This is a genomic window from Bartonella sp. MR168JLCBS (assembly GCF_042194175.1).
The window spans coordinates 75,275-101,678 of sequence record NZ_JBHIMP010000004.1 but is presented as its reverse complement, the minus strand read 5'-3'; the positions used below and the strand labels follow the sequence as shown (position 1 = coordinate 101,678).

The following is a 26,404-nucleotide window of genomic DNA, read 5'->3' as shown; positions in this document are numbered from 1 at the left end:
AAATGAGGGGGGGAAATATCCTAGCATTCAATCTTTTAAAACCACCTTATATTGATATTGTATCAATCAAAATTGTTTGCGTGCATCTCATGAGTGGGCTTGAGTAGGGGAAGAGTAAAAATTCTGTTTTAGACCCGTTCTATTTTGTACGTGGGGCGTAATTCTATTAGATACTAGACTTAATAATTATAATTTATTACAAATTTGATATTTTAGAAAGTGAAATTCAATTTTCTTGCTTTGTTTACATCAAACATTGAAAATATTACTTCCTCATATTGAAGTCTTCTTACGGAGAATTTATACCACTATTTCTTTAATTTCCATTGTTATTCGTTTTGATTATTATTAAGTTTTTTGTTATCCAAATTAAACATTCAAAAAACTTTACTCTTATAAAATATTCACACAGTTTGCCAGAATATTCTCTTTATTTTTCAATAATACCGCACGCCAAACGCGCACCACCTCCGCCAAGCGGTAATGGTTTGTCTGATTGATTATCTGCTCCTAAATGAATGACTAAAGAGTGCCCTTTAATTTCAGAGATTTTTTTTAATCGTGGAGCAAGAACGCTCATCATAGCATACCCTTGCTTATCAACATAAAGTGCTGGTAAATCACCAAGATGACCATTGACATTATAAGGTCCTAAATGTTTTCCGGTATGTTCCGGATCATAATGTCCACCTGCGCTTCCACCAATTATGCCATCTTTTGTATCACATGAAGGATTTACATGTACATGAAAACCATGCATCCCTTCTGATAAAGTAGATAAATTAGGGATGAAAATCAAACCGTATGTGTTTTCTTCAATTTTAATGCTACCAATAGCCTTTTTGGAATTATTATCTTCTAATTTATAAATATTTACTTGTGTTGATAGTGCTAATGCAGAATTTTTATGAATTAAAAATGCCATAAAAATCAATAATGATAATAATATTTTTTTCATAAAATACCTTATAATTATATTTAAATAAATTTTATCTATAAAAATAATCTATATTATTAAATATATATGATTGTATTAAATTGAAATTTAAGAAAAATAATTTACATAGAAATATTATTTCATTTATAATACGATAATCATTTCATCAAAAACAGAACATATAATTTGTTGATGACTTAATTATTTTTCATAGAAAAAATGACGAAAAATTTTTATTCATTATGAAATTTATAAGAGAAAGAATTATTATGATTCATATAAATTTCCCATAAAATACAGCATATACCGACACTTCCTCCCATTCCTGATCCTATCAGTGTTCCTATTATCACTCCGGCAGAAAGTGCTACTCCTATACCCATTGCGATAACTGGACCAAATCCTGGAAGAGCAATATAACCATAAGTTGCAAGAGTTGCTGCGATAGCTCCTGATATGCTACCATTTAAACCGCCAATGAAAGCAAATTCTTTAATAGAATGACAGCACTTTTTTAATTTTTTTTCCTTACAGCTATGAACAGAAACGTTGCTGTAAGTTTTAAAATCAATCATATTTTTTTCTTTCATTTTGAATGCTAACTGTTCCTGAATAGTCAACGGATACGAAAAAATGGGACTTTTTAAATTTTACTAAAGCACGCCAGATGCCTTTGTCATCTAAACGCAATCGTTTAATATTCTCAAAACCATTTTGCATAAGACAATTTTTAACTTGTGAAGCAGTAAATGAGTTCTGACCTATTTTAGTGACATTTTGAGTAGAGCTATAGGTAAAGGCTTGACAATAAGGAAGATGAAAAACCTCACTGATTGAAGTAGTGACTGTCAACGAGACACATACAATCATTATAAAAAAAATACTTAATTTCAAAAATTTATTTAGTTTCATCTTGTCACCATTTGTTGAAACAACACTTCATTAACCTCTGTGTTACTAACAAGTTCCCAAGATGATTTTATTTTTAATATTATACTTAATGATAAAAAGTTTTGAAACTCTATTGATTAAATAAAAATGTTTTTTATTATTTATTTTCTTATTAAAATTAATGTTATAAAATAACTATTTCAAAATGGTATTATTTTTCATTTGCTTTATAGTGTAAAATTTAACAGACATGATTTAGCAAGATATCTTTACAATTCCATCTGTAGTCTATAATTAACTTAATTATTATGCTTATTATTTTTTTATCTGTAATTTTTATATTTCATACAAAACTATAAGAAATATATTTATTATAATTATTTTTTCTTATTTTATATTAGTATGCTAAATATATATAATAATTTTTAATAAAAAATGATGTATAGTACTACTAATTTTACATGTTTTATTACAAAAACTCAAATAGAAATAATTTTTCTGTGGTATTGATACCTTATTGACTTATTATTATTTGTTTATTTTACGTTATTATCCATTATTGCTCAGTAGAGCTGTTTAGATGATTTTGTTGGAAATATTTGCATAATTTCCTTGAATCCATAACCGGGATACATTCCTTCGCGCATAAATAAATTACGTAATGGTGAAAAACTATGTAACAAACCAAGCCCAACGCTTCGTATCATATGAACAGGCAACATATGAGAAAGTAGAGCAGAGTTAAGTGTATGAACAGCTCCACTTCGGATTAATATATCTGGTTTGCGGCATTTGTTATAATGCGCAACAATCATTTCAGAGTTAGAGTTGGACATTTTATTGGGTAAAATATCAATCAACGTTTGGACATCACGGAATCCTAAATTCAATCCCTGTGCTCCAATAGGGGGAAAAACATGAGCGGCTTCACCCACTAAAATTGTTCGATTAGCAGCAAAATGATGAGAAAGAAGTCCTGAAAGCGGCCATGCTTGAATTGATGTTTCTAAGCGTAGCTTTCCAAGCATTGATTGCATTTGGTTTTCGATCATTTTTGCAATTTCTTTTGGTTCTATATTCAATAATTCCTCAGCACGAGAAGGATGAACAACCCATACAAGACTAGATCTTCGCCCTGGTAAAGGAACCTGTGTAAATGGACCATGTTCTGTATGAAATTCGGTTGATGTATTTTGATGAGAAAACTCATGAGAAAAGTTGAGAACAAGTGCTTTTTGTGGATAATTCCACTGTTTGACACTTATTCCTGCTGCGGCACGTGTAAGAGAGTGACGTCCATCAGCAGCAACAACAAGTGGTGCTTGAATGACTCTATGATCAGCAAGAGTAATACATACATGGTTTTTTGTGTGATGAAAAGATTTGGCTGCCGAAACAAATCTTGTAATATTGGGCGTATGTGCAACAGCATCGACTAAAGCACTGTTCAATTTTACATTAGGTATATTATAGCCAAAAGCTTTTTCACCAATTTCAGCAGAAGAAAAATGCACCGTAGGAGCATGCACAATTCTAGAAGTTATATCTACAATTCTCATATAGGATAAAGAAGCAGCATATTTTTGAATATTATTCCAAATATTGAGTTTTTGAAGCATGCGTATTGCAGGCATCATAAGAGCAGTTGTCCGTAACTCATCTGTATGAGCAGGGGGGCCGACAAGAAAAACAGAAAACCCCTCATGTGCAAGACTCAGTGCGGACAACATTCCCACAGGACCTGCACCAATAACAGCAATATCTTTATGCTCTTTCTTTTCAAATATCACAACGATTTGAACCTTTATCCATTGAGAAAATATTTTAACATTTCCAAATGATCACTCTCTTTTTATTATATGAAGCTCTTCTATTATAGTATGTAATAAATAATGCGATATAAAAAAGTAACCTTTTTATGATTTTTTTAAATGCTGGGTTATATCATCGGTAAAAAATGGCGTATTAATAGATGGTTGAAGACTTTAAAAACGAGGATAAGAAAACCTTGAAACGTAAACTAACAAAGAAAATCAAAACAAATGCTAAATTATTACGCCATAAAAAAGTAACAATGCCACAAGCAAAGGCTTTTTCTGTTCATTTACTAACAGCTTCGGGATCATTTTTAGCGTTTCTTTCTCTTATATCAGCCTCTCAAAAAGAATGGACAGCTATGTTCTGTTGGCTTGGGCTTGCACTTCTCGTCGATGGTATAGATGGACCAATTGCACGCAAACTTGATGTTAAATACGTTCTTCCAACATGGTCTGGAGAGCTGTTAGATAATATTATTGATTACGTGACTTATGTCTTAATTCCTGCTTTTGCACTCTATCAAAGTGGTTTTATGGGGGTAGGGTTATCGTTTTCATTGAGTGCAATTATTGTTATTTCATCTGCTATTTATTATGCAGATACTAGCATGAAAACCAAAGAAAACTTTTTTAAAGGATTTCCTGTTGTTTGGAATATGATGATTTTTACGCTTTTTGTTGTAAGACCGGGAGAGTGGATTACTTTTATCATTATTGTTTTATCGGCGATTATATCTTTTTTGCCAATTTATTTTATCCATCCAGTAAGAGTCCTTCGTTTACGCAGAGTTAATTTTCCAATTTTTCTCTTATGGTGTTTTTTTGGTGTTTCTGCATTCTTTTATCAACTAGAGGCTCCCTCTTGGGTTAAAATAGGAATTTCAGTAACAGGATTTTATATATATTGTATTGGCGCAATCATGCAAATATTTCCTCAACTTGGGGCAAAAAATATAAAAAAACAATAAATAGTTGTTTTAAGAAGGGTGTAAGATGCAAATTGATTTTGGAGCAGATGATGATATTTCTTTTACGAAAGAAGGGCGTGCTGGTATTATAAAGCTCACACGCCCTTCAGCATTAAACGCTCTGAATCAACGAATGGTTTCAGCTTTAAAAAAAGCTCTCAGGACATGGGAAATAGATGATAATGTTTCTTGTGTTTTAATTGAAGGGGAGGGGCGTGCTTTTTGTGCTGGTGGAGATGTTGTAGAAATCTACCATATGGGGAAAAGTGCCTCTGCTTGTCAATACTTTAGTGATGAATATAGTTTAAATGCTTATATTAAACATTTTTCAAAGCCCTACATTTCTTTCTTAAACGGTATTTGGATGGGAGGAGGGGTAGGTATTTCTCTCTATGGTTCGCATCGAATTGTTACAGAAAATACAGTTTTTGCTATGCCAGAAGGTGCAATTGGATTTTTTCCAGATGTAGGTGCAAGTTTTTTCTTACCATCTCTTCCCAATCATTTTGGCATCTATCTTGCATTAACGGGCGCACGCATAAAGTGGGGAGATTGCTTAAATTTAGGATTAGCAACACACGCCGTTGCTGAAATTGAATTCGATATGATTAGAAAAGCTATTATTGAGCAAGGAGATCCTACTTTAGCTTTAAACGAGCGAGCAATTACAAAAGACTATGAAACGAGTCATGAAACACGTTGTATTATTAACACTTGTTTTAGTGCCCATACCTTAGAAGAATGTCTTGAGTTGCTACATAAAAAAAGTAATGAAGGTATTTTATTTGCTAAAGAATGTTATGATATTTTGCAGTCACGTTCTCCGATAAGTTTAAAAGTTATCTGGAAACAAATGAAACAAAATTCATCTCAAACGTTGGAAGATTGTATGAAAATTGAAAACCGTATTGCACATCATATGATTAATTCACATGATTTTCATGAAGGTATACGTGCTATGTTAATCGATAAGGATAAAAGACCTCAATGGCAGCCAAATAAACTTTCAAATGTGACAGATGAAATGGTAGATTCTTACTTCCAACCTGTTGAGCAAGAGTTATTATTGTGAAAAATAATTCACACAAACGGATTTCAAAAATCAATTTAATCTATAACTGTTATTTACGGTTTTTGGCACTCATTTGCTTAGTCCTAGGTATTTGTTATTGGATACGCCTTGTTGGTGTTTTTCCAGGTGTTCTATGGCGTTTTGATCTTATGCCTTGGCAGTGGCAATTTGCATCAGCTATATTGGCTATTCTCTATCCTATTGCCTTAGTTGGACTTTGGATGTATTCATTATGGGGTATCATTGTGTGGTGTATTGCAGCATTGATTGAAGCAATAACAATATATTATTCTGATTTTATTTATCAGCCATTTGTACCGTTATTTCATGGAATATTGTTTTTAGCTTTCATAATACCACAAATTGTGATGATTTTTTTTAAAAGAGTAAAAAATAAAAAAATATCGTGATTGAAATTTTCGAGCCAGAATAACAGGCTCGATTTTCAATCATACTAACTTCAAAGGTCATCAAGTTTTTAAAAGTAGCTCACCACAGTTTTCAAACATACGTTCCTCAAAGTGCTAATGCTAGATATACTCCTTCCATAAAGTTCCATAATATATATTATGCGATAATACGATACAGAAAAATAAAGCAAACCCTACTTTAAAACATAAATCATATTTATAATCGTACAACTCACTTTTTAAAAAAAATTATGGTAATGGCGATAATAATTGAACCGCACATTAAAATATTCGGTCTTTGAGAATATTCCTCAAAGACCAAAATAGTTGTGATGAAATTACGTCGTATAAATAATAAAAATTACTGTACTATTTTACAACGTTTCATACGTGCAAGATCACTCAAAACAGCATTACGATTATTTAAAGCTGAAATTTCATTACTTTCACTTGATTTTACATCCATAAAAAACAAAGCAGGTACAAATATAACACCTGCTGCTGCTAAAGCCACGTTTTTATTTCTTGCTTTAGAACGCTCTGCAATTGTATCATTAATCTGACGTTTATTAGCAAAAAACTCCCGTTGAATATCGGCACAACTCATTGATCCGTCATGTAATGTTGTCGTTGAAATATTTTTTTCTAAACGCCCTCCACATGCTGTCAAGGAAACCGCTAAAACCACAATACATACACCCCGCTTAAAATTCTTATACATAAAAGCCTCATTTTCGACATAAAAAAGCACTAAATATGTCAAAATTGAAATAAAATAAAGGATAAATTTAAAAGTGTTTTATTTAACTTAAAATATTGCGCATAATAAGCTTACGCATCTGTTTCAAAAGTAAGACCTTGATATGCAGGTTTTACATGGGATGGAACATAATTTATAACCTTGTTGTAATCCAGCGATCTATCCATATGTGTAAGTATTGCTTGTTTTGGCTTTAAATATTCTATCCATTGTAATGCTTGATCAACAGAAAAATGACTCGGATGGGATTTAAATTGAAGAGCTTCAATGATGAGAACATCCAAATCCATTAATTTGGATAAAGTTTTTTCAGGAAATTCACTAACATCCGTACAATAGGCAACATTCCCAATCCGAAAACCTAAGGAATGAATGTTCCCGTGGTGTTGTAAATATGTATTGACGCTTATTGCTCCGCCCTGCCCATGAATAATAAATTGGCTATCTTCATTGATAAGATGCTCTTTTAAAATGGGAGAATAAGATGAAGCTTTTGGTGTTTGAAAACAATATCCGAAAGCACTTTTGAGATGCTCTAGTGTAAATCTGTCGGCATAGATATCTATTAAACATTTTTGTGCAAGTGCATAGCTGCGTAAATCATCAATACCGTGGATATGGTCTGCATGAGAATGTGTGTAAAGAGCAGCATCAAGATGGCTTACACGCGCATCAATCATTTGTGAGCGAAAATCTGGACCTGTATCAATAACGATTGTTGTTTTGTCTCCTGAAGGTTTAATACGTTCAACTAATAAAGAACTTCTGTAGCGTTTATTTTTAGGGTTATTCGGATCACATGTTCCCCAATCACCATTGGGTCGTGGCACTCCTGGAGAAGGACCACAACCTAATATTGTAAATCGGTATTGATCACACATATCTTTTGCCTTATTTCATTTTACTAAATAAACGAAAAGCGTTACGCGTTGTTATTTGAGCTGTTTCTTCAATGCTTAAGCCAATTGTTTCAGCCAAAACAGCTGCTGTATAGCATACAAAAGATGGTTCATTTGTTTTTCCCCGATGGGGACTAGGTGCTAAGAATGGAGCATCTGTTTCCACTAACAAATGCTCATGGGGCACAATTTTTGCTATTTCACGGATTTCAAGTGCATTTTTAAAAGTGAGAATACCTGAAAAAGAAATATAACCACCAAGTTCGATTCCAGCACGAGCAAGTTGCATTCCAGACGAATAACAATGAAGGATAAAGGGGAAAGCTCCTTCTTTTATCTGTTCACGTAATATTGTCTCCATATCGAGATCGGCATTGCGTGAATGTATAACAAGAGGAATCTGTGTTTCTCGAGAAGCAATGATATGTTCTTGAAAAACTTTTTTTTGCTCTTCTGGTGTAGAATAATCATAATGATAATCAAGCCCCCCTTCCCCAAACGCAACAATTTTAGGGTGATTCGAGAGCTGTATAAGCTCTTCCGCTGTAATATTTTGTTCTTCATGCGCATGATTGGGGTGTGTTCCAACAGAACAAAAGACTTGATCATAGCTTTGCGCAATGGCTAACAGCTTATCTAACTTATGAACATGGGTTGAAATTGTTATCATACGTTTAACGTCAGCATCTAAAGCCCGTTGGATGACATTATCCAAATCTTGTGAAAAATCTTCAAAATCAAGATGACAATGTGTATCAATCAACATGATAAGTATCTTCTTTCTTCAAGATATAACGAGGAAAAATCGGTTCTGGTGGTGGAAGATCAAGCCCTTCTTGAATTTTTGAATGACTTATATGATACAATAACCGATCATCTTCAGCAACCGCAAGGCTATCAAGAAGTTTCGCTGCTGATTGGGGTATGAAAGGCAAAAGCATAATTCCTATTCTCCGCAAGATTTCTACAGTGATATAAAGAACTGTAGAAAATCGCTCTTGGTCATTTTTACGTAAACTCCAAGGTTGTTCGTTGGCAAAATAGCGATTGGCATCTGCTACAATTGAAAAAATAGCTGAAAGTGCTAAATGCATACTATAAGAAGACATAGCTTGATGTACAGTTTCAAGTACTTGAAGAGATTGTTCTAAAAGCTGTTTATCTTGAGCTAAAAATGAAGTTGGTCTCGGGACTTGTGCATTACAATTTTTGGCAATCATAGACAAACAGCGCTGTGCTAAATTACCAAGATCATTAGCAAGATCAGCATTAATACGGTTCACAAGGCTTTCATGGCTATAACTACCATCTTGTCCGAATGGTACTTCACGGAGAAGGAAATAACGGACCTGATCAAGACCATAATGATCAACCATTTCAAAAGGATCAACGACATTTCCAATAGATTTTGACATTTTTGCACCACGATTAAGTAAAAAACCATGTGCAAAAATATTTTTAGGCAATTCAATTCCAGCAGACATTAAAAATGCCGGCCAATAAACTGCATGAAAACGAATAATATCCTTACCAATAATATGCGTATTTGCAGGCCAAAAATCACGTTTTTTTGAATTTTCATTGAAAAAACCAATTGCTGATAGATAATTTGTAAGCGCATCAACCCAGACATACATCACATGCTTTGGATTCTCAGGAACAGCAATGCCCCAGTTAAAACTTGCGCGTGAAATAGAGATATCTTTTAAACCTGATTTGATAAAACTTATAATTTCATTACGCCGCTCAAATGGAGCAATAAAATCAGGATGTTTTTCATAATATTCAAGAAGAGCCTTTTCATAATGAGAAAGTCTAAAAAAATAACTTTCTTCTTCATTCCATTCAACTGGAGAGCCTAATTCCTTCTCACGGCGGATGTTGTCTGATCCAATTTCCGTATCTTTCTCTTCATAATAGGCTTCTTGGCGAACCGAATACCATCCCGTATAACGACCGAGATAAATATCGCCATTTGCTTCCATCTTTTTCCAAATTTCTTGACAAGCTTGATAATGGCGTTCTTCTGTCGTACGGATAAAATCGTCGTTAGAACAATTTAATACTGCAAGCATTTTTTGAAACACAGCACTATTACGATCTGCAAGTTGCTGAGGTGTCATACCTAATGCTGCTGCGGTTTGTTGCATCTTTAGACCATGCTCATCTGTACCAGAAAGAAAAAATACATTTTTTCCGTTTAATCGTTGAAAGCGGGCTAAGACATCGCTTGCAATTGCACTATAGGCATGTCCAATATGTGGAGCACCATTAGGATAAAAAATGGGAGTTGTTATGTAATATGTGTCACGCATGTCATACTCGTTGTAAAACGCTATAAATAAAAGATATAAAGATATAATGACATAACGTCTGTTCATCGTATTGTCACGGAAAAACTAATCCTCATGAATGATCTTATGAACTTTAAAAAGTAAGTTAATAACAAACTGCTTTTTATCGAGATTAAACAGTTGTATTTCCTCTATTTCTTGATGAATCTCTTGCCATTTTTCCGCATATTTTTTTGAGAGAAATAAGTCACCCTTTTCAACGAGCATGATAGCTTTTTTTTGAATTTTATTAAGAATTTCATCACAAAATTGTTGAAATTGGAATGTAGAATAAACAGATGAAAATGTTTGTGCAAGAGTATGTACAATCGTTGCGTTACAAACAGGTTTCTCTAAGAGAGCATCAATTGTTTTAATAATTTCAAGACCGTCATGGCAGATAAGTAAAGCAGCTTTTCGAGGACTTCCTTTAGATTTTTTAATAATTATTTCAATTGTTTTCTCATCAGGTAAGTTCTGATTGGCGAAAATATGTATAATAACTTTTTTCATTTCATCGTTATTTAACGGACGAAAAGAAATTTTTTGACACCGTGAGTGGATTGTTGGAAGCAATTTTCCTGAAGAATGCGCGATAATAACAAATAACGTTTTTGAAGGTGGTTCTTCAAGTATTTTGAGAATTGCATTTGCTGCATTTCTATTCATATCATCTGCAGAATCAATAATAACAATACGCCATCCATCATCTTGCGATGTTCGGCTTAAAAAATGCATAATATCACGGACATCATCAACGAGTATTCCTGTTTTAAACTTTTGCGTTTTTACATCAAATCGACGTGAAATATACAAAAGACCAGGGTGACTTCCTTGTGTAATTTGGCGCCATGGAGTAGAATAAGGATCGGGTTTCAAGAAAGCCTCCTGTTGAGAACTTAAAATGTTCCAAGCAAGATGAAAGGCTAATGTAGCTTTTCCAATCCCATATTCTCCTTCAAATAACAATGCATGATGCAAACGCTCTTCTTTAAGCATTTGTGTCAAAAAATGACGAACATCCTCATGACCAAAGACAACATCATTCTGGGATGGTGATAAAATTGTATCAATATCATCATATTGGCGTAAGATATTTACATTACTCATGAAAGCTTATCCAACAATACCTGATGACAAATATTTTTTATTTGATGTGCAACCGCTTCCACTGAGCCAGTAGCATCAATGACTCGAAATCTATGGGGTTCCTGTTTGGCCAATTGAAGAAAAGCTTGACGCCTTTGTTCTTGAATTTCCAACTGATCTTTTTCAAAATAGTCAATTTCTTCTGTTTCTTTTCTTCGTAAATTTGCACGTTTCATACCACACATTGCTGGCATATCTAATAAAAATGTTAAATGGGGCAAGATACCATTGAGTGCAATACACTCTAAAACAGTAAGAAGAGAAGAACTGACTGTATCATTGAGTCCTTGATAAACGCGTGTAGAATCAATAAAGCGGTCACATAAAACGATTTTACCTTTTTGCAAAGAAGGCGCGATAACCTCGGTAACATGGTCGACACGTGCGGCTGTAAACAAAACAGCTTCAATCAACGGTCCATAATGTTGCGCCTGCCCTGACAATAAAATATGCCGGATTGCTTCTGCTCCTAGCGTTCCCCCTGGTTCTCGTGTTGTGACAACATCATAACCTTGGTGTGAGAGAGACTCAGCAAGTAAAGAAATCTGCACCGTTTTTCCTACCCCGTCCCCTCCTTCGAATGTAATAAAATAACCTGACACGTATGACCTTAACCTTATTAGCACGTAACTACAAATATTTCCGTAACCATCCAATTGTTATTTCATAGAATGCATTTTTTACTTTTGCAAAGAAACTTCCTTCCTGAACATTCATTCCGGCAAAAACTGGTTTTTCCAGAAGAACCTTTTTATCTTCTAAAATTTGAATAACGCCAACTGATTGTCCAGAAACGATAGGAGCTTTCAATGGACCATGATATTTAATTTTTGCTTTAACATTTACTTTTTTTTCATTCGAAAGCATAAAACTTATTGGTTTTTTAACAATGAGTGGAACAAAATTTTGCGTACCACCATAAACAGAAGCACGACCAACCGTTTCTTCTTTTATGAAAATCGTTTTGAGATCAAATGCTGTCATTCCCCATTGAAGAATGCGTTCTATTTCTTTTGTATATTTTTTACCATCTTGCAAACCATTGATTGCTAAAAAAAGACGTCGATGATTTTTAGAAATGGTGGCAACCATTGAAAAACCTTCTTTTTCACTGTAGCCAAAACCAAATCCTTCTACACCAATTTCCTTAGAAATAAGAGGGTTTTTATTACGTTGAAAAATATTATTCCACGTAAAATGAGGCTCACGATAAAGTGCATAATAATCCGGATATTCCTGAACAATATGACGTGCTAATATAATCATATCACGCACGGTTACAAATTGTCCCTCTTCGGGTAACCCTGTTGCGTTAACAAAATGACTCTGAGATAATCCGACTATTTTCGCGCGCTGATTCATCAGTTTTGCAAAATGAGCCTCATGTCCAGATATTCCTTCAGCAAGAATAATAGCAGCATCATTTCCATTCATAATAATTAAACCACGTAAAAGATCAGAAACACTGATTTCTGTCTTTATCTTTGCAAACATAGTGGTTGTACCGGAAGGTGCTCCACCTTTACGCCAAGCATTTTCACTGACCTTGAATTTCTGCGTACTCTTTAACAATCCCTCCTTTAAGTGATGAAATACGACTTCCACTGTCATCAATTTTGCTAATGAAGCAGGAAAAAAAGGAATATCACTTTGTTTTTCATAAAGTATTGTCCCTGTATCATCATCGAGTAACAACAATTGTGATGCAGAAATTTGAAAACCTTCTGCTCTCCCCCACATGTCAAATGCCAATATCCCCCATAAAGTCAATAAGATCCTTAATGTTGTATACATAGCTTCTCCTCCCATCCCAAAGATCAACATAAAGAATCTTATATAGGAAAAAACTTTTTTATTTCTGCAAATTGAGGAATTATTGACAACTCAAGAAAAGACTTTATTTTTATTCAACGTTATCAAAAATAATATGATGCACTTTTTATCTTATACCTAGGTTTAGTTTAATTTTTTAAAGTATACAAAGACAAAAATATTTTTATTTTTTTTGTTTTATATTTATAGTACATTGTTTATTATAAACAGTTATAATATTTTAACTTATATATTATTAAAAATACTGTAAGATTTCTTCTTTATATTTATTCTCATATTGAATTTAATAAAATTCGCTTACTTACGCATCATAAGTAAAGTTCGTATATGGATAAAAATTATTAAAAAAGAGAGTAAAAATACCTCTTATCAACCTCTCAAGTGTCAAAAATTATCGCACAAAACATTGGAGGCTTGCAAAGTGTACGATGGTGTCGGTTTATATCTTCATAAGTGTAAAGATAGTGATGTCTAAAGGCGTTACCAATCATACCATTCATAGGCGCTATCGTAAAATAGGCTTGTAACGTGTTGAAATATTTCCCTTTTAAATAAGTACGTGAATTGGCAGTGTACGTGTATTTTGTTTGAGACGCTCTGTTTCTCGTGAGGGGACTTACTCCATTAAAGAACATGATAAACAAAAGCATGAAGTAATGCATAATCTCTTCAGAAGATATTACCGTGGATGCTTTTTGGAAAGCTGCAAAACCAAATCAAAAGAAAATATTTTTTAAGCTTTTTATTCCTATCAAATTGATTGTATAGTTGCTTTGGAGATTACACAAACAGACCGATACAATAATCTCCCCTCGTCTAGCAAAAGCTATTACAGCAAGAAAAGTACGTGCTTTATTAAAGCAAGAAATATCATAAAACGACGAATAGACCAGTAATGGAGTGGAAAGGACGTACTGAATTTATAATAGCACCCAACCACGCTTTTTTAAAAGGACAACGCGCTTTAAGATGAAAACCTTCCACTAAATCCGTAAGTTCTTACCTTTTTTACTAGAGAATTATATAGATAAAAAATCAACGCATATTTTCTTAAAACAGTTGTAGCCAATTGACCTTTGTTTTTTTGTTTAGCTTATTTATAGAAGCAACTTGATCGAATGGCATCGGCTTATCAACCATGATAGGACCAATTTCTGGCAATTTAACTGCAACAGTTTTATTACGTTGTTCCTGTTCAACAGCAGCTGCTTTAGCTAATCCTTCTTTGTTTCCTGTATTGCGCTTCTCTTTTAACAAAACAGTTTCTCTTTTTTTCAAAACATTTTCTGACGCTAATGAATACGAGGCAGCATTTCCAGGAGTATAAGAGGCCATTAAATATGCACCATCATAATAGCCAACAGGTGCTTCAGCAATATATTCTACCTTAACATCTGCAACCCCCCTATCTACATACCCCAGTATTGCCGCAGCTTGCCTTGATAAATCAATGATTCTGTCTTTCATAAAAGGTCCGCGATCATTCACTCTAACAATGATTGAAGATCCATTTTTCAAATTAGTAACACGAGCATAGCTAGGTAAAGGCATTGTAGGATGAGCAGCAGTCAAAAGATTCATGTCATAAATTTCACCGTTGGCAGTTAAACGCCCATGAAAATCTGAACCATACCATGATGCTTCGCCAACACGTTTATAAGTTGGATCATTTTGAGGATAATACCACTTTCCTTTTATTTGATAAGGTTTACCAACAACAGCTCGTCCACGCTTTTTTTCTTCCGATTGATTCTTCTTATTGGATACTTGTTGAGGTAGTACAGAAGTGTTTACGTCAATTGGTTTATTATGATAGGAATCTTTTATTGAAAAATTCATAGTTTGGCTTGCGCAACAAGATACCAGTGACTGAGAAATGACGATCATAGAAAACAATTGAAGTGATGGTTTAATAATAAAAGTAAATTTCTTTTTTCTATTTGAAGGCATCTATTCAGTCCACTTATTTCTGTTAAGTACTACTGTAAAAACCACGTCACGCTGTCACGCTTTTTATATGCGACGGAAGAATTTACGTTTTTAAATGATTTCCCTCGCGCATATACCACCCTTGAATTGGCTCCTTTTATCAAGAAATTAACACATTGTTAACCTTTTTATGATTTTTGTAAGAAATAAATGTACTATAGTAGATGTTTAAAAGAATGAAAATTAAACAAATCAACATCTTATAGAAAAGTTATTTCATAATATAAACTGTGAATAAGTGGTGATTTTAGCAACTTGTTTTGCGAATCATGTAATGCAGTAGGTATTAAAAAATCAATCTATGGATTGAGAAAAGGAGCAACCACATTTTCTGCCAACGCAGGTACAACCGTATCGTAAGCTTAAAGCTCTTTATTTTGGACAGGAGACAGCATAGCATCGCTCTATTCCAAAACATCTGATAGAAAATGACTGATTATAGAATCAATAAAAAACTTCAAAAAGAATCAAAACGAGAAAGATTCTTAAATTTTTGTATAGTCTATTGATATTATTTAAATTTGGTGAGCGCGCAGGGATTCGAACCCTGGACCTACTGATTAAAAGTCAGTTGCTCTACCAGCTGAGCTACGCGCTCTCACACAAGCTATCTAGTTTGTAGACTATCTAATTTGCAGAAAGTGAAGGGAACATACGGTTGACTTTTCATTTGGTCAACACCTTTTGAAGAAAAATATTATTATTTTCTTCAGTTATCAATAATTTTCCGTTTTCCCCTCCTTTTTTCATCATTGTATAGATACTCTTTAATCTTCTTTTTGAAGTTTCAATCAAGGAACAATTTCATTGCAAAATATTGCATAGATTCGGAGCGCTAAAATTATAAGAAATTACCCTCCTTCCCTCACATGGGTTGTTGAGCATAATGGATAGAGAAAAAATACCTTTTACTATAATATTATTTTTATATCTTCATATTTTAGTTTTCAATTTTCAAATATGAATACAGATTTACAATATAACATATTGATTTATAACAATTTATAATTTCATCACTTGAGTGAGAGAATAAAACTATAAAAAAGAAATGAAAATACCTTTTATACCTCCTTTCAATAACCAAAAATTATCTCAACATTAGGGTTCAGCAAAATAGTATATAGCGGTTGGTACGTTAGACCTGAAAATGGGACAATGAGCAACAATGGCATTTTGAGGGTATGATTTTTATTCATGCATAATGAATATATAACGAAAGCCAATTTATCCTATAGAATAAAACAGACATAAAATTCAGTCTCATTGAAAGTATCCCGAATGACTATAAATTATGCTCACTATTATAGCTGTAGATAATTTTACTTAAAAAAAGCAGAAATAATATGCAGTGTGCAAAATGATCTAAATACCCATAGAGTGTTCTAAATATATAAAATGCCTTCTAATTAACTTTTTTATATCAAGAAATTACAAAATACGTAGATATATTTTTAGAAGAAAAGGATAACACTGGTCATAAAATTTAGTGTTGGATAATCCAGTCAGAGCTATAAAGTATTTTTATACATTGTTTAATATTAATGTAGATATATAATATATAAATAATAATTTCATAAAATTCTTAAAGTAAGTTTTATATAAATAATAATTTAAATATGTCTATAAATAAACATATTGCTTCATTAACTTAACTTATAGGATCAAAAATAAAGAAAATAATTTTGATTTGGCGGAAAAAAAATTGTAAAATTGTTATATATACATGTATTTTTACTTTACTCCTTTTTTATTATTTTGATTGGAATATTGAATGCTAACATGTAAACAATATGAGCTACTCTTGTTTATTCATAACCATACAAAAGAAACTGGTGTTCCTCCTTCTTTTGAAGAAATGAAAAATGCATTAGAACTTTCTTCAAAGTCTGGTATTCATAAGCTCATTATAGCCTTAGAACAACGAGGGTTTATACGTCGTTTACCCAATCGCGCTCGTGCAGTGGAGGTGATTCGACTCCCTGAGAAAATAACATTTAACCTTTCTTTAGCACGTAAAATTTCTCCCAGTATGATAGAAAAAAATAAAAGGGAAATATCAAAAAACTTGAGTAACCTTGACAACTTTGATGAAGAAGAAAAAAAAAATATCACCATTCCTATTATGGGACGTATTTCTGCGAGCGTGCCCGCCTCTGCTATACTGCAACAAATAAACACTCTTTCTCTCCCACGCAATATGGTTAATACAGGTGAGCACTACGCATTAGAAGTTAAAGATGATTCTATGATGGAGGCTGGTATCCTTAATAAAGATACGATCATTGTGAAACGTCAAAATACAGCAATAACAGGTGAAATTATTGTTGCGTTTATTGATAAAAAAGAAGCCACATTAAAACGTTATCGACGCAAAGGAGCTTCTATTGCATTAGAAGCCGCAAATCCTCATTATGAAGCACGTACATACGAATCCGAACGTGTAGAAATACAAGGCAAACTTACCGGACTTATTCGCAAATATTAAAAATAAACCTTTAGTACGCGATAGATATCGCAATAAGGAGTTGTTGAGTATTTTTTTATTGTGCCACACGCAGTTGACTTCCTCTCCACTGCCAAAGGATGCCCCAATTCGGTCTATAAACAGTCCAGATCCTTATCGAGCGGGTTTCATTTTTCCTTCCCTACATCTCCTTCACTTACGCAAGGAGCGACAAGTAAGCTTTAAAATATTCACCACGTACTTTATAAAAGAACTTGAATGCTTTGAAGGAAGCAACCTTATATCATCGTCCTCAATGACAGAATTTTACGATATAAATTGTATGCATGCATAAAAACACATAAAATTTTGTAGAAAAAAATCAAATAACTTTGTAACAGATTTTATTGCATAGGTATAAAAATAAAGAACATTATTTTTCAGTTATAAAAGTGTAACTCAATCATTCACAATAATTGTAGGATCATCATGGTAGCACCTCGTATTAGTTTTGTCTCCCTCGGATGCCCAAAAGCACTCGTAGATTCTGAGCGAATTATTACACGCCTTCGCTCTGAAGGGTATGAAATTTCACGTCAACATCAAGGAGCTGATGTCGTTATTGTGAATACCTGTGGCTTTCTTGACTCGGCAAGGAGAGAATCATTAGCCAATATTGATGAAGCTCTCAAAAAAAATGGAAAAGTTATTGTAACGGGGTGTCTTGGTGCTGATCCTGATGTTATTCGCCAAACGTATCCTAATGTATTGGCTATTACAAAACCGCAAACTTATGAAAGTGTTATAGAAGCTGTTCATACAGCAATTCCTCCTGTTCATGATCCTTTTCTTGATTTAGTTCCTCCCCAAGGTATTCGTTTAACACCTCGCCATTACGCCTACCTAAAGATTTCTGAAGGATGCTCTAACCAGTGTAGTTTTTGTATCATCCCTACTCTGCGTGGTGATCTCACTTCACGTCCCATCAGCGATGTTCTTCGTGAAGCTGAAAAACTCGTGCAAGCGGGTGTAAAAGAACTTTTAGTTATTTCACAAGATACGAGTGCTTATGGTATTGATCTAAAATATCTCGAAAATTCTTGGAAAGATCGTACAATAAAAACAAAATTCTTTGATCTTTGTCGCGAACTAGGCGATATGGGTATTTGGATACGTATGCATTACGTTTATCCTTATCCCCATGTTGATGAAGTTATCGAACTTATGGCTGCAAAAAAAATTCTTCCTTATCTGGATATTCCTTTTCAGCATGCATCACCAGCTATTTTGCGTCATATGAAGCGTCCTGCACTCATAGAAAAAACAAACCGTAGAATTGAAAAATGGCGAAAAATATGCCCAGATCTTACTTTGCGGTCAACATTTATTGTTGGTTTTCCTGGCGAAACGAATGAAGATTTTAATATACTCCTAGAATGGCTAGAAGAAGCAAAAATTGAACGCGCTGGGTGCTTTAAATATGAAGAGGTAAAAGGAGCCGCCGCAAATGATTTGGGATTAGAAAATATTCCTGAAGAGGTGAAAGAAAATCGCTGGCATCGTTTTATGGCAAAACAACAACAAATTTCTACACATCTTTTAAAGAAAAAAATTGGAAAAAGACTCCAAGTGCTTATCGATGAAAGTCAAGGAAAAGTTGCCAAAGGACGTAGTCAATACGATGCTCCAGAAATAGATGGTGTTGTCCATATATCATCACGACGCCCGTTGCGTGTTGGTGAATTTGTCAGCGTTAAAATTGAACAGTCGGATGCCTATGATCTTTATGGTGTAGCAGTTTGAAAATTTAACTTCTTCCCTGTCCTCAATGATGAAGATTTCTATCAGCATTGGTTTATAAAAAGATCGGCTACTCACAATCGAACTTGATCACTTATGTAACTCACTTCATGAGAATTTACGAGCAATCCTCGCCCTGAATGTTTGCTATACACTCCACAAATACCAAGCAGTTATATATTCTCTTAATTTAATGCCTTAAATGAGGTGACGGCGGCGCAAAAGAATAAAATCCTCAAGGTTCACCATTTTTACTTAACAAAAGAGAAAATCGACAATCGTACTATTTTCCCATTTTTCATATTGCGACAGTCATTAGTTAGTGAAAGGAAACTTTTTTCAATAGTGTCTTAATAAATAAGTATCTTATCTTAAACTCTTTGAACTTATTTTTTTAAATATCTAATCTTTATTAACAGGTCTTAAAATCAAAGAATTTCTTATCAAGCAAATGACTTGGGCGTACATTTGTTAAAGCGCGAATCATCGTATCTTTACGTCCTGGCATTTGTCTTTCGATATTTTTCAGCATTTCTTTCATTGCATTACGTTGTAAACCATCTTGACTACCGCAAAGATTACAAGGAATAATCGGAAATTGCATTGCTTGAGAAAATTTTTCCATATCCTCCTCAGCTGCATAAACAAGAGGACGTAACACAAAAAGATCTCCTTCATCATTTTTAAGTTTTCCAGGCATGGCAGCTAATCGGCCACCGTGAAACAAATTCATAAAAAATGTTTCTAAAACATCATCACGATGATGACCTAAAACTAATGCAGAACATCCCTCTTCACGTGCAATACGATAGAGATTACCACGTCGTAATCGAGAACAAAGTGAACAATATGTCTGCGACTCTGCCAATTTATCTGTAACAATGGAATAAGTATCCTGATATTCAATACGATATGGAATTTTATAAGAACTTAAAAAGTCTGGAAGAATATGCTTAGGAAATCCAGGTTGCCCTTGATCAAGATTACAGGCAAGAATTTCAACGGATAAAAGACCTCGCCACTTTAAGTCTAAAAGAAGCGCTAATAAACCATAAGAGTCTTTTCCACCCGATAAAGCAACAAGCCATTTTTTTCCTGTAGAGAGCATAGAAAAATCATCCAAAGCTTGTCGCATATGACGCAAAAGTCGTTTGCGCAATTTATTAAATTCTACGCTTGAAGGAGCAACACGAAACATTGGATGACAACTATCTGCTTCGCTTATTAAAGGATCATCTCTCCCTTCGTTTTCTTCTATTGCCTGATATTCAACTGAAACATCATTCATAATACCATATCCTGCACAATAAACAGCTCGTTTTGCAAAGATAAAAACAAATATTAAAGCAAGCTTACATTTATGTTTTTTGAACTTATAAATTAGATACACAAAAAAGAAATGGAACTATATAAGTCTATGACTATAAAACATAGCAATAAACTTAATATAGAACCATTTACAAAAAGCACTTATTAACTTCAGAGATTGTAAAAATAACACAATATCTTGAAGTTATAATAATAGAAGAAAAAAATAACTTCTCTTGCAGAAAAATTATCGAGAATAAAACTCAACAACCAAATTAGGTTCCATTTGCACAGCATAAGGAACATCTGCAAAAGCAGGAATACGTGTAAAGGTTGCTTTCATCTGTTTATGATCTGCTTCAATATAATCAGGGACATCACGTTCTGCCAATTGCACTGATTCTAAAACTAAAACAAGTTGTTTTGACTTTTCCCGAACCTCAATAACATCACCAGGTTTACAACGATAAGATTGAATATTTGTGCGCCGACCATTTACATTAACATGACCGTGATTGATAAATTGGCGAGAAGCGAAAATCGTAGGCACGAATTTTGCACGATAAACAACAGCATCCAAACGTGATTCTAACAGACCGATAAGATTTTCACCAGTATCACCCCGTCGACGAGCAGCCTCTTCATATGTTTTATGAAATTGTTTTTCTGAAATATCTCCATAAAACCCTTTCAATTTCTGTTTAGCGCGCAACTGCACCCCATAGTCAGAAAGTTTTCCTTTACGACGCTGTCCATGCTGACCTGGACCATAATCACGACGATTGACAGGAGATTTCGGACGACCCCAAATATTTTCTCCCATACGACGGTCAATTTTATACTTTGTTGTTTCGCGTTTACTCATCGCATTTCCTTATAAAATAAAACACGAGATCTTAAGACCCCAAGGAAACGCGCCCTCCTCTGCCTTTAAATACTAAAGACTGACAGAATACCTTAACATATCAATATGCAAAGTTATCCACGGGACACGTCAATTAATGCTATTTTCTCGAAAATATAGCCAGATCATCATTATTGGTCTTACAACCCAAAGTCAACTCCTTTCATGAGTTTTAAGCCAAATCCTTTAAACAAATTCTCCGTTAAAGAAGTGATATTTTTCGATGTTAATAACGCAAAATCTTGATATTTCTTTATATATTGATCGTGTACTTTTTCCGACAGTGGTAATAATGATCTGATATGTTTGGCAATCGCTTTCGCCGGATCAATCCACTCAACGGACCATAAAGCATGTTCACGAAAGAAGTTAATCAAAAAAGGATAATGTGTGCAGGCTAAAACAATAACATCAGTATATTGTCCATTTTTTTCCACAAAACATGGTAGGATTTCTTTTCTTAACTCTTCTGAATCGATAGATTTTCCCCGTAAATAATCTTCAGCAAATCCAGCCAACTTTTTACTTCCCACAAGTTGAACATGACACTGTCCAGCAAAAGAATTAATTAATTCATTTGTATAGGCACGTTTCACTGTTCCAGGAGTAGCTAATACGGAAATAAAACCAGATTTTGTTTGTTCAGCAGCTGATTTAATTGCAGGAACCGTTCCTACAAAAGGGACATGAGAAAAATTCTGTCGTAAATCTGCCATCATCAGTGTAGAAACGGTGTTGCAAGCAATCACACATAAGGCTGGATTGTAGCGTGTTAAAAGATTTGTAAAAATCTTTAAAATACGCTCTTTCAAAATATTTTCTTTCCAATTTCCATAAGGAAATCCTGCATCATCAGCAACATAGATAAATTGCATTTCAGGGATAAGAATACGTGCCTCCCTGAACACTGTTAAACCACCAATACCGCTATCAAAAAAGAGAACAGGTCGTTCATCCATTAGTTTTCACACTTATTTTTAATTTTTTCACGATCACGCTCTTCAGGTGCTCTACTCCCCCGTGGATATTGTGGCGAAAAATGATCCAAAGAAGATATAATGCCTCGCAATAAACGAACCTCAGGTTCACTAAAGTTAGCGCGCGTAAAAACAGAGCGCAAATTTGCAAGCATTACTTCTTTGCGTTCTGGGGGTCTAAAATACCCACGGATATTCAAAGCCTCTTCTAACTGAGATAAAAAACCATGAAATATTGTTTTATTTGCAGGTTCCATCTCTGCGGCACGAAATGCCGTATCGCTGACATCCTCTAGACCTGTTTTCATCCATTCGTAAGACATTAAAAGAACTGCTTGCGCAATATTAAGTGACGCAAAAGCAGGATTAACTGGAAAAGTAATAATTTCATCAACAAGGCTGATTTCATCATTTTCTAATCCCCATCTCTCTCTTCCAAAGACAATACCTGTCTTATGTCCGATACTTTCACGCTGACGTAATACGCTTGCTGCTTCGACAGCACTTTTTACAGTTTTAAATCCACATCTTTCACGTGCTGTTGTGGCAAAAACATAGTGTAAATCTGCAATTGAATCACGCAATGTATTAAAAATCACAGTGTTGTTAATGACATGATTAGCTTTACTCGCAGCAGCTATAGCTTTTTCATTTGGAAACATTTCCCGAGGTTTGACTAACCGAAGCTTAGAAAGCCCAAAATTCGCCATTGCCCTTGCGACCATACCAATGTTTTCAGGAAGCTGCGGTTCAACTAAAATAATAATGGGACCATTTGTTAAATTTTCACGATTCTTATTCGTTCCAGCCATCAATCTTACCTAGTTTCACTTAACTATCTCCCTCTCCACTATTTTTTACGAAACCTTCTTCACAGTACTCTAATGCTGTTTAATAATAAATTAGAGACAATGTTATCTTTTCACTCAAAGATAATAAATTTTAAAAGCCATTAAAGTGAACGATGGAATTTATAACAATTTATATAGGATATCGTAGCGTTTTTTACATCAATTTTATCTTTTTTTATAGGGAATAGCCCCTACAAATCATAATCTCAGTTGAATTATGAAATCATAAATCCTAAAAAAGGGATATGCACTTTATTCCCAAACTTTTTCCTGCAAAGCTTATCCGTCGTTATAAACGTTTCCTTGCGGATGTTCAACAAGATGATCAGCATGTCCTCACCGTATCTGTACCTAATACAGGATCAATGCTTGGATTAACAGCTTTCAACTCCAATATCTGGCTTTCATATCATAATAACATCAAACGAAAATATGCCTATCAATTAGAAATTATTGAAGCTGATAATACTTTGGTTGGCATTAATACTGCTTTACCCAATAAACTTGCATTAGAAGCAATTCAAAACGGATTACTACCAGAATTAAGTGGATATAAAACAATTTTAAAAGAACAACGCTATGGAACACAATCACGAATTGACTTTCTTTTACGTGATGACATTCTTCCTGACTGTTACCTAGAAGTCAAAAATGTTCATTTTATTCGTCAAAAAGGATTAGCAGAATTTCCTGATAGCGAAACAAAACGTGGTGCACGTCACCTTGATGAGCTCATAGGAGTTGTACAACAAGGAAAAAGAGCTGCTATGCTTTATATTATTCAACGAGAAGATTGCGCAGCTTTTACAATCTGTCATGATCTTGATCCACTCTATGGACGTAAATTTGATTTAGCATTAAAATCAGGAGTAGAATGTTATGCTGTAAAGTGTCACGTAAGTGTAGAAGGCATTTTTCCGATTCAGAGAGTAAAAATAGAAAACAGAAAAAACAATGACTGAGTATATTGAATATAATAAAAGCCCTTTAAAATTTAATGGAAAAATTCGCATTTTCGATGATTATGCTTTTGCTAAAATGCGTGAAGTTGGTCGCATTGCTGCAGAATGCCTTGATGCGCTTACGGATATTATTAAGCCAGGCGTTACTACGCAAGAAATTGATGATTTTGTATTCATTTTTGGTGCTAAGCGAGGAGCACTTCCTGCTGATCTAAATTATCATGGATACAGCCATTCATGCTGTACATCTATCAATCACGTTGTCTGTCATGGCATTCCCAATAAAAGACCCTTGCAAGAAGGCGATATTGTGAATGTGGATGTAACCTTTATCCTTGATGGTTGGCATGGGGATTCAAGCCGAATGTATCCTGTTGGAAAAATCAGGCGTGCTGCAGAACGCCTGCTAAAAATAACCTATGAAAGTCTTATGAAAGGAATCGCTGTTGTTAAGCCTGGAGCAACCACAGGTGATATTGGTGCAGCCATTCAACAGTATGCAGAATCTGAACGATGCTCAATTGTGAAAGATTTTTGTGGACATGGTATTGGGCAGCTTTTTCATGATGCACCCAATATCCTCCATTATGGAACCCCTGGAGAAGGAATAGAATTAAAACAAGGTATGATGTTTACAATTGAGCCTATGATTAACCTTGGTAAACCACAAGTTAAGATTTTATCTGACGGTTGGACTGCTGTTACCCGTGACCGCTCTCTGACAGCACAATATGAACATACAATTGGTGTCACAAATGAAGGGTATGAAATATTTACACAATCTCCTAAAAATATTTTTTATATTCCAAATTCGCATACCTAACGCAATGTAGAGATGTTATGGCTAAAAAATTAAATCAAAAAGAAGATACTCAAAGTGATCACTTTGCATTAACATCGAGTTCTCCACTCACCCCAGTATCAGAAAGAAAAAGTGAAGACCCTCAGAAAAACGCACAGCTCCATAAACATTATCAAGGACACCGTGAGCGTCTTCGGAAGCGTTATTTAAAGTCAAAAGGAAGTGCAATCGAAGATTATGAATATCTTGAATTATTGCTTTTTCGCACAATACCCCGTGCAAACACAAAACCCATAGCTAAAAATTTGATAGCACGTTTTGGTTCATTAGCTGATGTGTTGGGAGCAGATATTCACCGACTTCAAGAAATTCCAGGATGTGGTCCCGCCACTGCAATTGATTTAAAAATTATTTCAGATGTTGCTGGACGCCTTGCTCGTGCGCAATTGTTTAAACGCGATATTTTTTCATCATGGGATAAAGTGTTAGCTTATTGTAAAGCTGTTATGGCTCATGAAACACGTGAACAATTTCGTATTTTGTTTCTTGATAAGAAAAACGGCTTACTTGCTGATGAGGTGCAACAAACTGGAACCATTGATCATACCCCTGTTTATCCTCGTGAAGTTATTTCTCGAGCTTTAGAGTTATCCGCATCAGGACTTATCTTAGTCCATAATCACCCTTCTGGCGATTCCACCCCCTCTGATGCAGATATAACAATGACATATAGATTAAAAGATGCAGCAAATGCGTTAGGCATTATTATCCATGACCATCTTATTATTGCACGAAATAATCATACGAGCTTTAAAGCATTAAAACTTATATAAATCTTATGGGATAAAAAAGACTTCATTCAACTATGAACAACAAATCAATTTTCTAAATCAATATCTAATATAGCCATTGAGAAATTATAGGAGAGCTCATCTTCATCTTCATCTCGATAGATAATGCCTAAAAACTCATCTCCCATATAAACCTCACAAGAATCACTCTTTTTAGGCCGTGCTCTAACTTGCAATGCTGAGTTTTGGAATATATTTTTTAAATAATTATCAAGTTTTTTTATTTCATCAGCATTCACTATGCTCTCCTGTTTTTTTAACGATTTAAATAACTGCGTGTCGCGCAAATAAGACAACCTCATGATTCTGTAAAGTTAGTAAAAAAGCTTAATCTGAATATTTACTTAATATTACATATATTTACAACGCGCTTTATACATTTATAAAAAACTTTTACAAAAGGATTCTATCATTATTAAATATACCCGTATAGATTAAAAAATGGCAA

General features: G+C 34.1%; 24 protein-coding genes, 1 tRNA gene and 2 pseudogenes. 9 read left to right on the top strand and 18 right to left on the bottom strand.

Annotation, left to right across the window (positions count from 1 at the left end; translation table 11 throughout):
- Window positions 1-430: 430 nt before the first annotated feature.
- The 4 genes from sodC to ACFIK8_RS04365 all read right to left on the bottom strand — a co-directional run bounded on the left by sodC (window position 431) and on the right by ACFIK8_RS04365 (window position 3,618).
- Window positions 431-958: a superoxide dismutase [Cu-Zn] SodC gene (gene sodC / locus ACFIK8_RS04380; RefSeq protein WP_273787969.1), complete on the bottom strand. Its 528-nt coding sequence runs from the start codon at window positions 956-958 to the stop codon at window positions 431-433.
- 212 nt (window positions 959-1,170) lie between these two features.
- On the bottom strand, window positions 1,171-1,527 hold the full coding sequence (locus tag ACFIK8_RS04375) for a hypothetical protein (RefSeq protein ID WP_375636101.1): 357 nt from the start codon (window positions 1,525-1,527) through the stop codon (window positions 1,171-1,173).
- Window positions 1,505-1,849, bottom strand: a complete 345-nt coding sequence (locus ACFIK8_RS04370) for a hypothetical protein (RefSeq protein WP_015856389.1) — start codon at window positions 1,847-1,849, stop codon at window positions 1,505-1,507. The genes ACFIK8_RS04375 and ACFIK8_RS04370 overlap by 23 nt, the downstream gene beginning before the upstream one ends.
- 542 nt (window positions 1,850-2,391) lie before the next feature.
- Entirely contained in the window at window positions 2,392-3,618 is a 1,227-nt protein-coding gene (locus tag ACFIK8_RS04365; protein ID WP_375636100.1) for a UbiH/UbiF family hydroxylase, read from the bottom strand.
- Between the two features lie 182 nt (window positions 3,619-3,800).
- Between ACFIK8_RS04365 and pcsA the strand changes: the two genes are divergently transcribed.
- The 3 genes from pcsA to ACFIK8_RS04350 are packed head-to-tail and all read left to right on the top strand — an operon-like array spanning window position 3,801 to window position 6,095.
- Window positions 3,801-4,613, top strand: a complete 813-nt coding sequence (gene pcsA, locus ACFIK8_RS04360; RefSeq protein WP_375636099.1) for a phosphatidylcholine synthase — start codon at window positions 3,801-3,803, stop codon at window positions 4,611-4,613.
- Between the two features lie 25 nt (window positions 4,614-4,638).
- Window positions 4,639-5,685: an enoyl-CoA hydratase/isomerase family protein gene (locus ACFIK8_RS04355; RefSeq protein ID WP_375661412.1), complete on the top strand. Its 1,047-nt coding sequence runs from the start codon at window positions 4,639-4,641 to the stop codon at window positions 5,683-5,685.
- Window positions 5,682-6,095: a DUF6163 family protein gene (locus tag ACFIK8_RS04350; protein ID WP_375668997.1), complete on the top strand. Its 414-nt coding sequence runs from the start codon at window positions 5,682-5,684 to the stop codon at window positions 6,093-6,095. The genes ACFIK8_RS04355 and ACFIK8_RS04350 overlap by 4 nt, the downstream gene beginning before the upstream one ends.
- A 361-nt stretch (window positions 6,096-6,456) precedes the next feature.
- On the opposite strand, the gene ACFIK8_RS04345 is transcribed toward ACFIK8_RS04350, so the two are convergent.
- From ACFIK8_RS04345 to ACFIK8_RS04310, 8 genes are all read right to left on the bottom strand, one after another.
- Window positions 6,457-6,816 carry a hypothetical protein gene (locus ACFIK8_RS04345; RefSeq protein WP_375636096.1) on the bottom strand — a complete coding sequence of 120 codons (360 nt, stop codon included), beginning with the start codon at window positions 6,814-6,816 and terminating at the stop codon, window positions 6,457-6,459.
- Window positions 6,817-6,926: 110 nt separating this feature from the next.
- Complete coding sequence (locus ACFIK8_RS04340) at window positions 6,927-7,736, bottom strand: MBL fold metallo-hydrolase (protein ID WP_375636095.1); 810 nt, start codon at window positions 7,734-7,736, stop codon at window positions 6,927-6,929.
- 10 nt (window positions 7,737-7,746) lie between these two features.
- The gene (locus tag ACFIK8_RS04335) at window positions 7,747-8,520 is read right to left on the bottom strand and encodes a TatD family hydrolase (protein WP_273787962.1); all 774 of its coding nucleotides are present in this window, start codon (window positions 8,518-8,520) and stop codon (window positions 7,747-7,749) included.
- Window positions 8,510-10,069, bottom strand: coding sequence for a methionine--tRNA ligase (gene metG, locus ACFIK8_RS04330; RefSeq protein WP_375636093.1), 1,560 nt, complete (start codon window positions 10,067-10,069; stop codon window positions 8,510-8,512). Before metG ends, ACFIK8_RS04335 begins: the two co-directional genes overlap by 11 nt.
- 84 nt (window positions 10,070-10,153) lie before the next feature.
- On the bottom strand, window positions 10,154-11,197 hold the full coding sequence (locus tag ACFIK8_RS04325) for a DNA polymerase III subunit delta' (protein ID WP_375668996.1): 1,044 nt from the start codon (window positions 11,195-11,197) through the stop codon (window positions 10,154-10,156).
- On the bottom strand, window positions 11,194-11,838 hold the full coding sequence (gene tmk / locus ACFIK8_RS04320; RefSeq protein WP_375668995.1) for a dTMP kinase: 645 nt from the start codon (window positions 11,836-11,838) through the stop codon (window positions 11,194-11,196). The genes ACFIK8_RS04325 and tmk overlap by 4 nt, the downstream gene beginning before the upstream one ends.
- Before the next feature lie 28 nt (window positions 11,839-11,866).
- Complete coding sequence (locus tag ACFIK8_RS04315) at window positions 11,867-13,030, bottom strand: D-alanyl-D-alanine carboxypeptidase family protein (RefSeq protein ID WP_375668994.1); 1,164 nt, start codon at window positions 13,028-13,030, stop codon at window positions 11,867-11,869.
- Window positions 13,031-14,119: 1,089 nt separating this feature from the next.
- Complete coding sequence (locus ACFIK8_RS04310) at window positions 14,120-15,019, bottom strand: septal ring lytic transglycosylase RlpA family protein (RefSeq protein WP_375661417.1); 900 nt, start codon at window positions 15,017-15,019, stop codon at window positions 14,120-14,122.
- Between the two features lie 285 nt (window positions 15,020-15,304).
- Between ACFIK8_RS04310 and ACFIK8_RS04305 the strand changes: the two are divergent.
- A pseudogene (locus ACFIK8_RS04305) lies at window positions 15,305-15,490 on the top strand (integrase); the annotation flags it as partial.
- A gap of 90 nt (window positions 15,491-15,580) precedes the next feature.
- Here ACFIK8_RS04305 and ACFIK8_RS04300 read toward each other — a convergent pair.
- Window positions 15,581-15,656, bottom strand: a tRNA-Lys gene (locus tag ACFIK8_RS04300).
- A 1,173-nt stretch (window positions 15,657-16,829) separates the two neighbouring features.
- On the opposite strand from ACFIK8_RS04300, the gene lexA reads away from it, so the two are divergent.
- Complete coding sequence (gene lexA, locus ACFIK8_RS04295; protein WP_375636089.1) at window positions 16,830-17,543, top strand: transcriptional repressor LexA; 714 nt, start codon at window positions 16,830-16,832, stop codon at window positions 17,541-17,543.
- A gap of 447 nt (window positions 17,544-17,990) precedes the next feature.
- Entirely contained in the window at window positions 17,991-19,304 is a 1,314-nt protein-coding gene (gene rimO, locus ACFIK8_RS04290; protein WP_375668993.1) for a 30S ribosomal protein S12 methylthiotransferase RimO, read from the top strand.
- A 409-nt stretch (window positions 19,305-19,713) separates the two neighbouring features.
- On the opposite strand, the gene ttcA is transcribed toward rimO, so the two are convergent.
- The 4 genes and pseudogenes from ttcA to ACFIK8_RS04270 form a co-directional block, all read right to left on the bottom strand.
- On the bottom strand, window positions 19,714-20,589 hold the full coding sequence (gene ttcA / locus ACFIK8_RS04285) for a tRNA 2-thiocytidine(32) synthetase TtcA (protein WP_375628391.1): 876 nt from the start codon (window positions 20,587-20,589) through the stop codon (window positions 19,714-19,716).
- A gap of 267 nt (window positions 20,590-20,856) precedes the next feature.
- Window positions 20,857-21,474 carry a 30S ribosomal protein S4 gene (rpsD, locus tag ACFIK8_RS04280; protein ID WP_273722651.1) on the bottom strand — a complete coding sequence of 206 codons (618 nt, stop codon included), beginning with the start codon at window positions 21,472-21,474 and terminating at the stop codon, window positions 20,857-20,859.
- A gap of 179 nt (window positions 21,475-21,653) precedes the next feature.
- Window positions 21,654-22,472, bottom strand: a complete 819-nt coding sequence (murI, locus tag ACFIK8_RS04275; RefSeq protein ID WP_273787953.1) for a glutamate racemase — start codon at window positions 22,470-22,472, stop codon at window positions 21,654-21,656.
- A pseudogene (locus ACFIK8_RS04270) lies at window positions 22,465-23,302 on the bottom strand (RNA methyltransferase). Before ACFIK8_RS04270 ends, murI begins: the two are co-directional and overlap by 8 nt.
- A 284-nt stretch (window positions 23,303-23,586) precedes the next feature.
- On the opposite strand from ACFIK8_RS04270, the gene sfsA reads away from it, so the two are divergent.
- From sfsA to radC, 3 genes are read left to right on the top strand one after another with little or no spacing between them, the layout of a single operon-like run.
- A complete protein-coding gene (sfsA, locus tag ACFIK8_RS04265; protein ID WP_375647630.1) occupies window positions 23,587-24,303 on the top strand; it encodes a DNA/RNA nuclease SfsA in 717 nt (238 codons plus the stop codon).
- Window positions 24,296-25,126 (top strand): type I methionyl aminopeptidase, encoded by an 831-nt coding sequence (gene map, locus ACFIK8_RS04260; protein ID WP_375636087.1) that lies wholly within the window; start codon window positions 24,296-24,298, stop codon window positions 25,124-25,126. Before sfsA ends, map begins: the two co-directional genes overlap by 8 nt.
- Before the next feature lie 17 nt (window positions 25,127-25,143).
- Entirely contained in the window at window positions 25,144-25,938 is a 795-nt protein-coding gene (gene radC, locus ACFIK8_RS04255) for a DNA repair protein RadC (protein ID WP_375644815.1), read from the top strand.
- A 44-nt stretch (window positions 25,939-25,982) separates the two neighbouring features.
- Here the strand turns inward: radC and ACFIK8_RS04250 are convergent, their stop codons facing one another.
- Window positions 25,983-26,195: a DUF3126 family protein gene (locus tag ACFIK8_RS04250; RefSeq protein WP_015856411.1), complete on the bottom strand. Its 213-nt coding sequence runs from the start codon at window positions 26,193-26,195 to the stop codon at window positions 25,983-25,985.
- Between the last annotated feature and the right edge of the window lie 209 nt (window positions 26,196-26,404).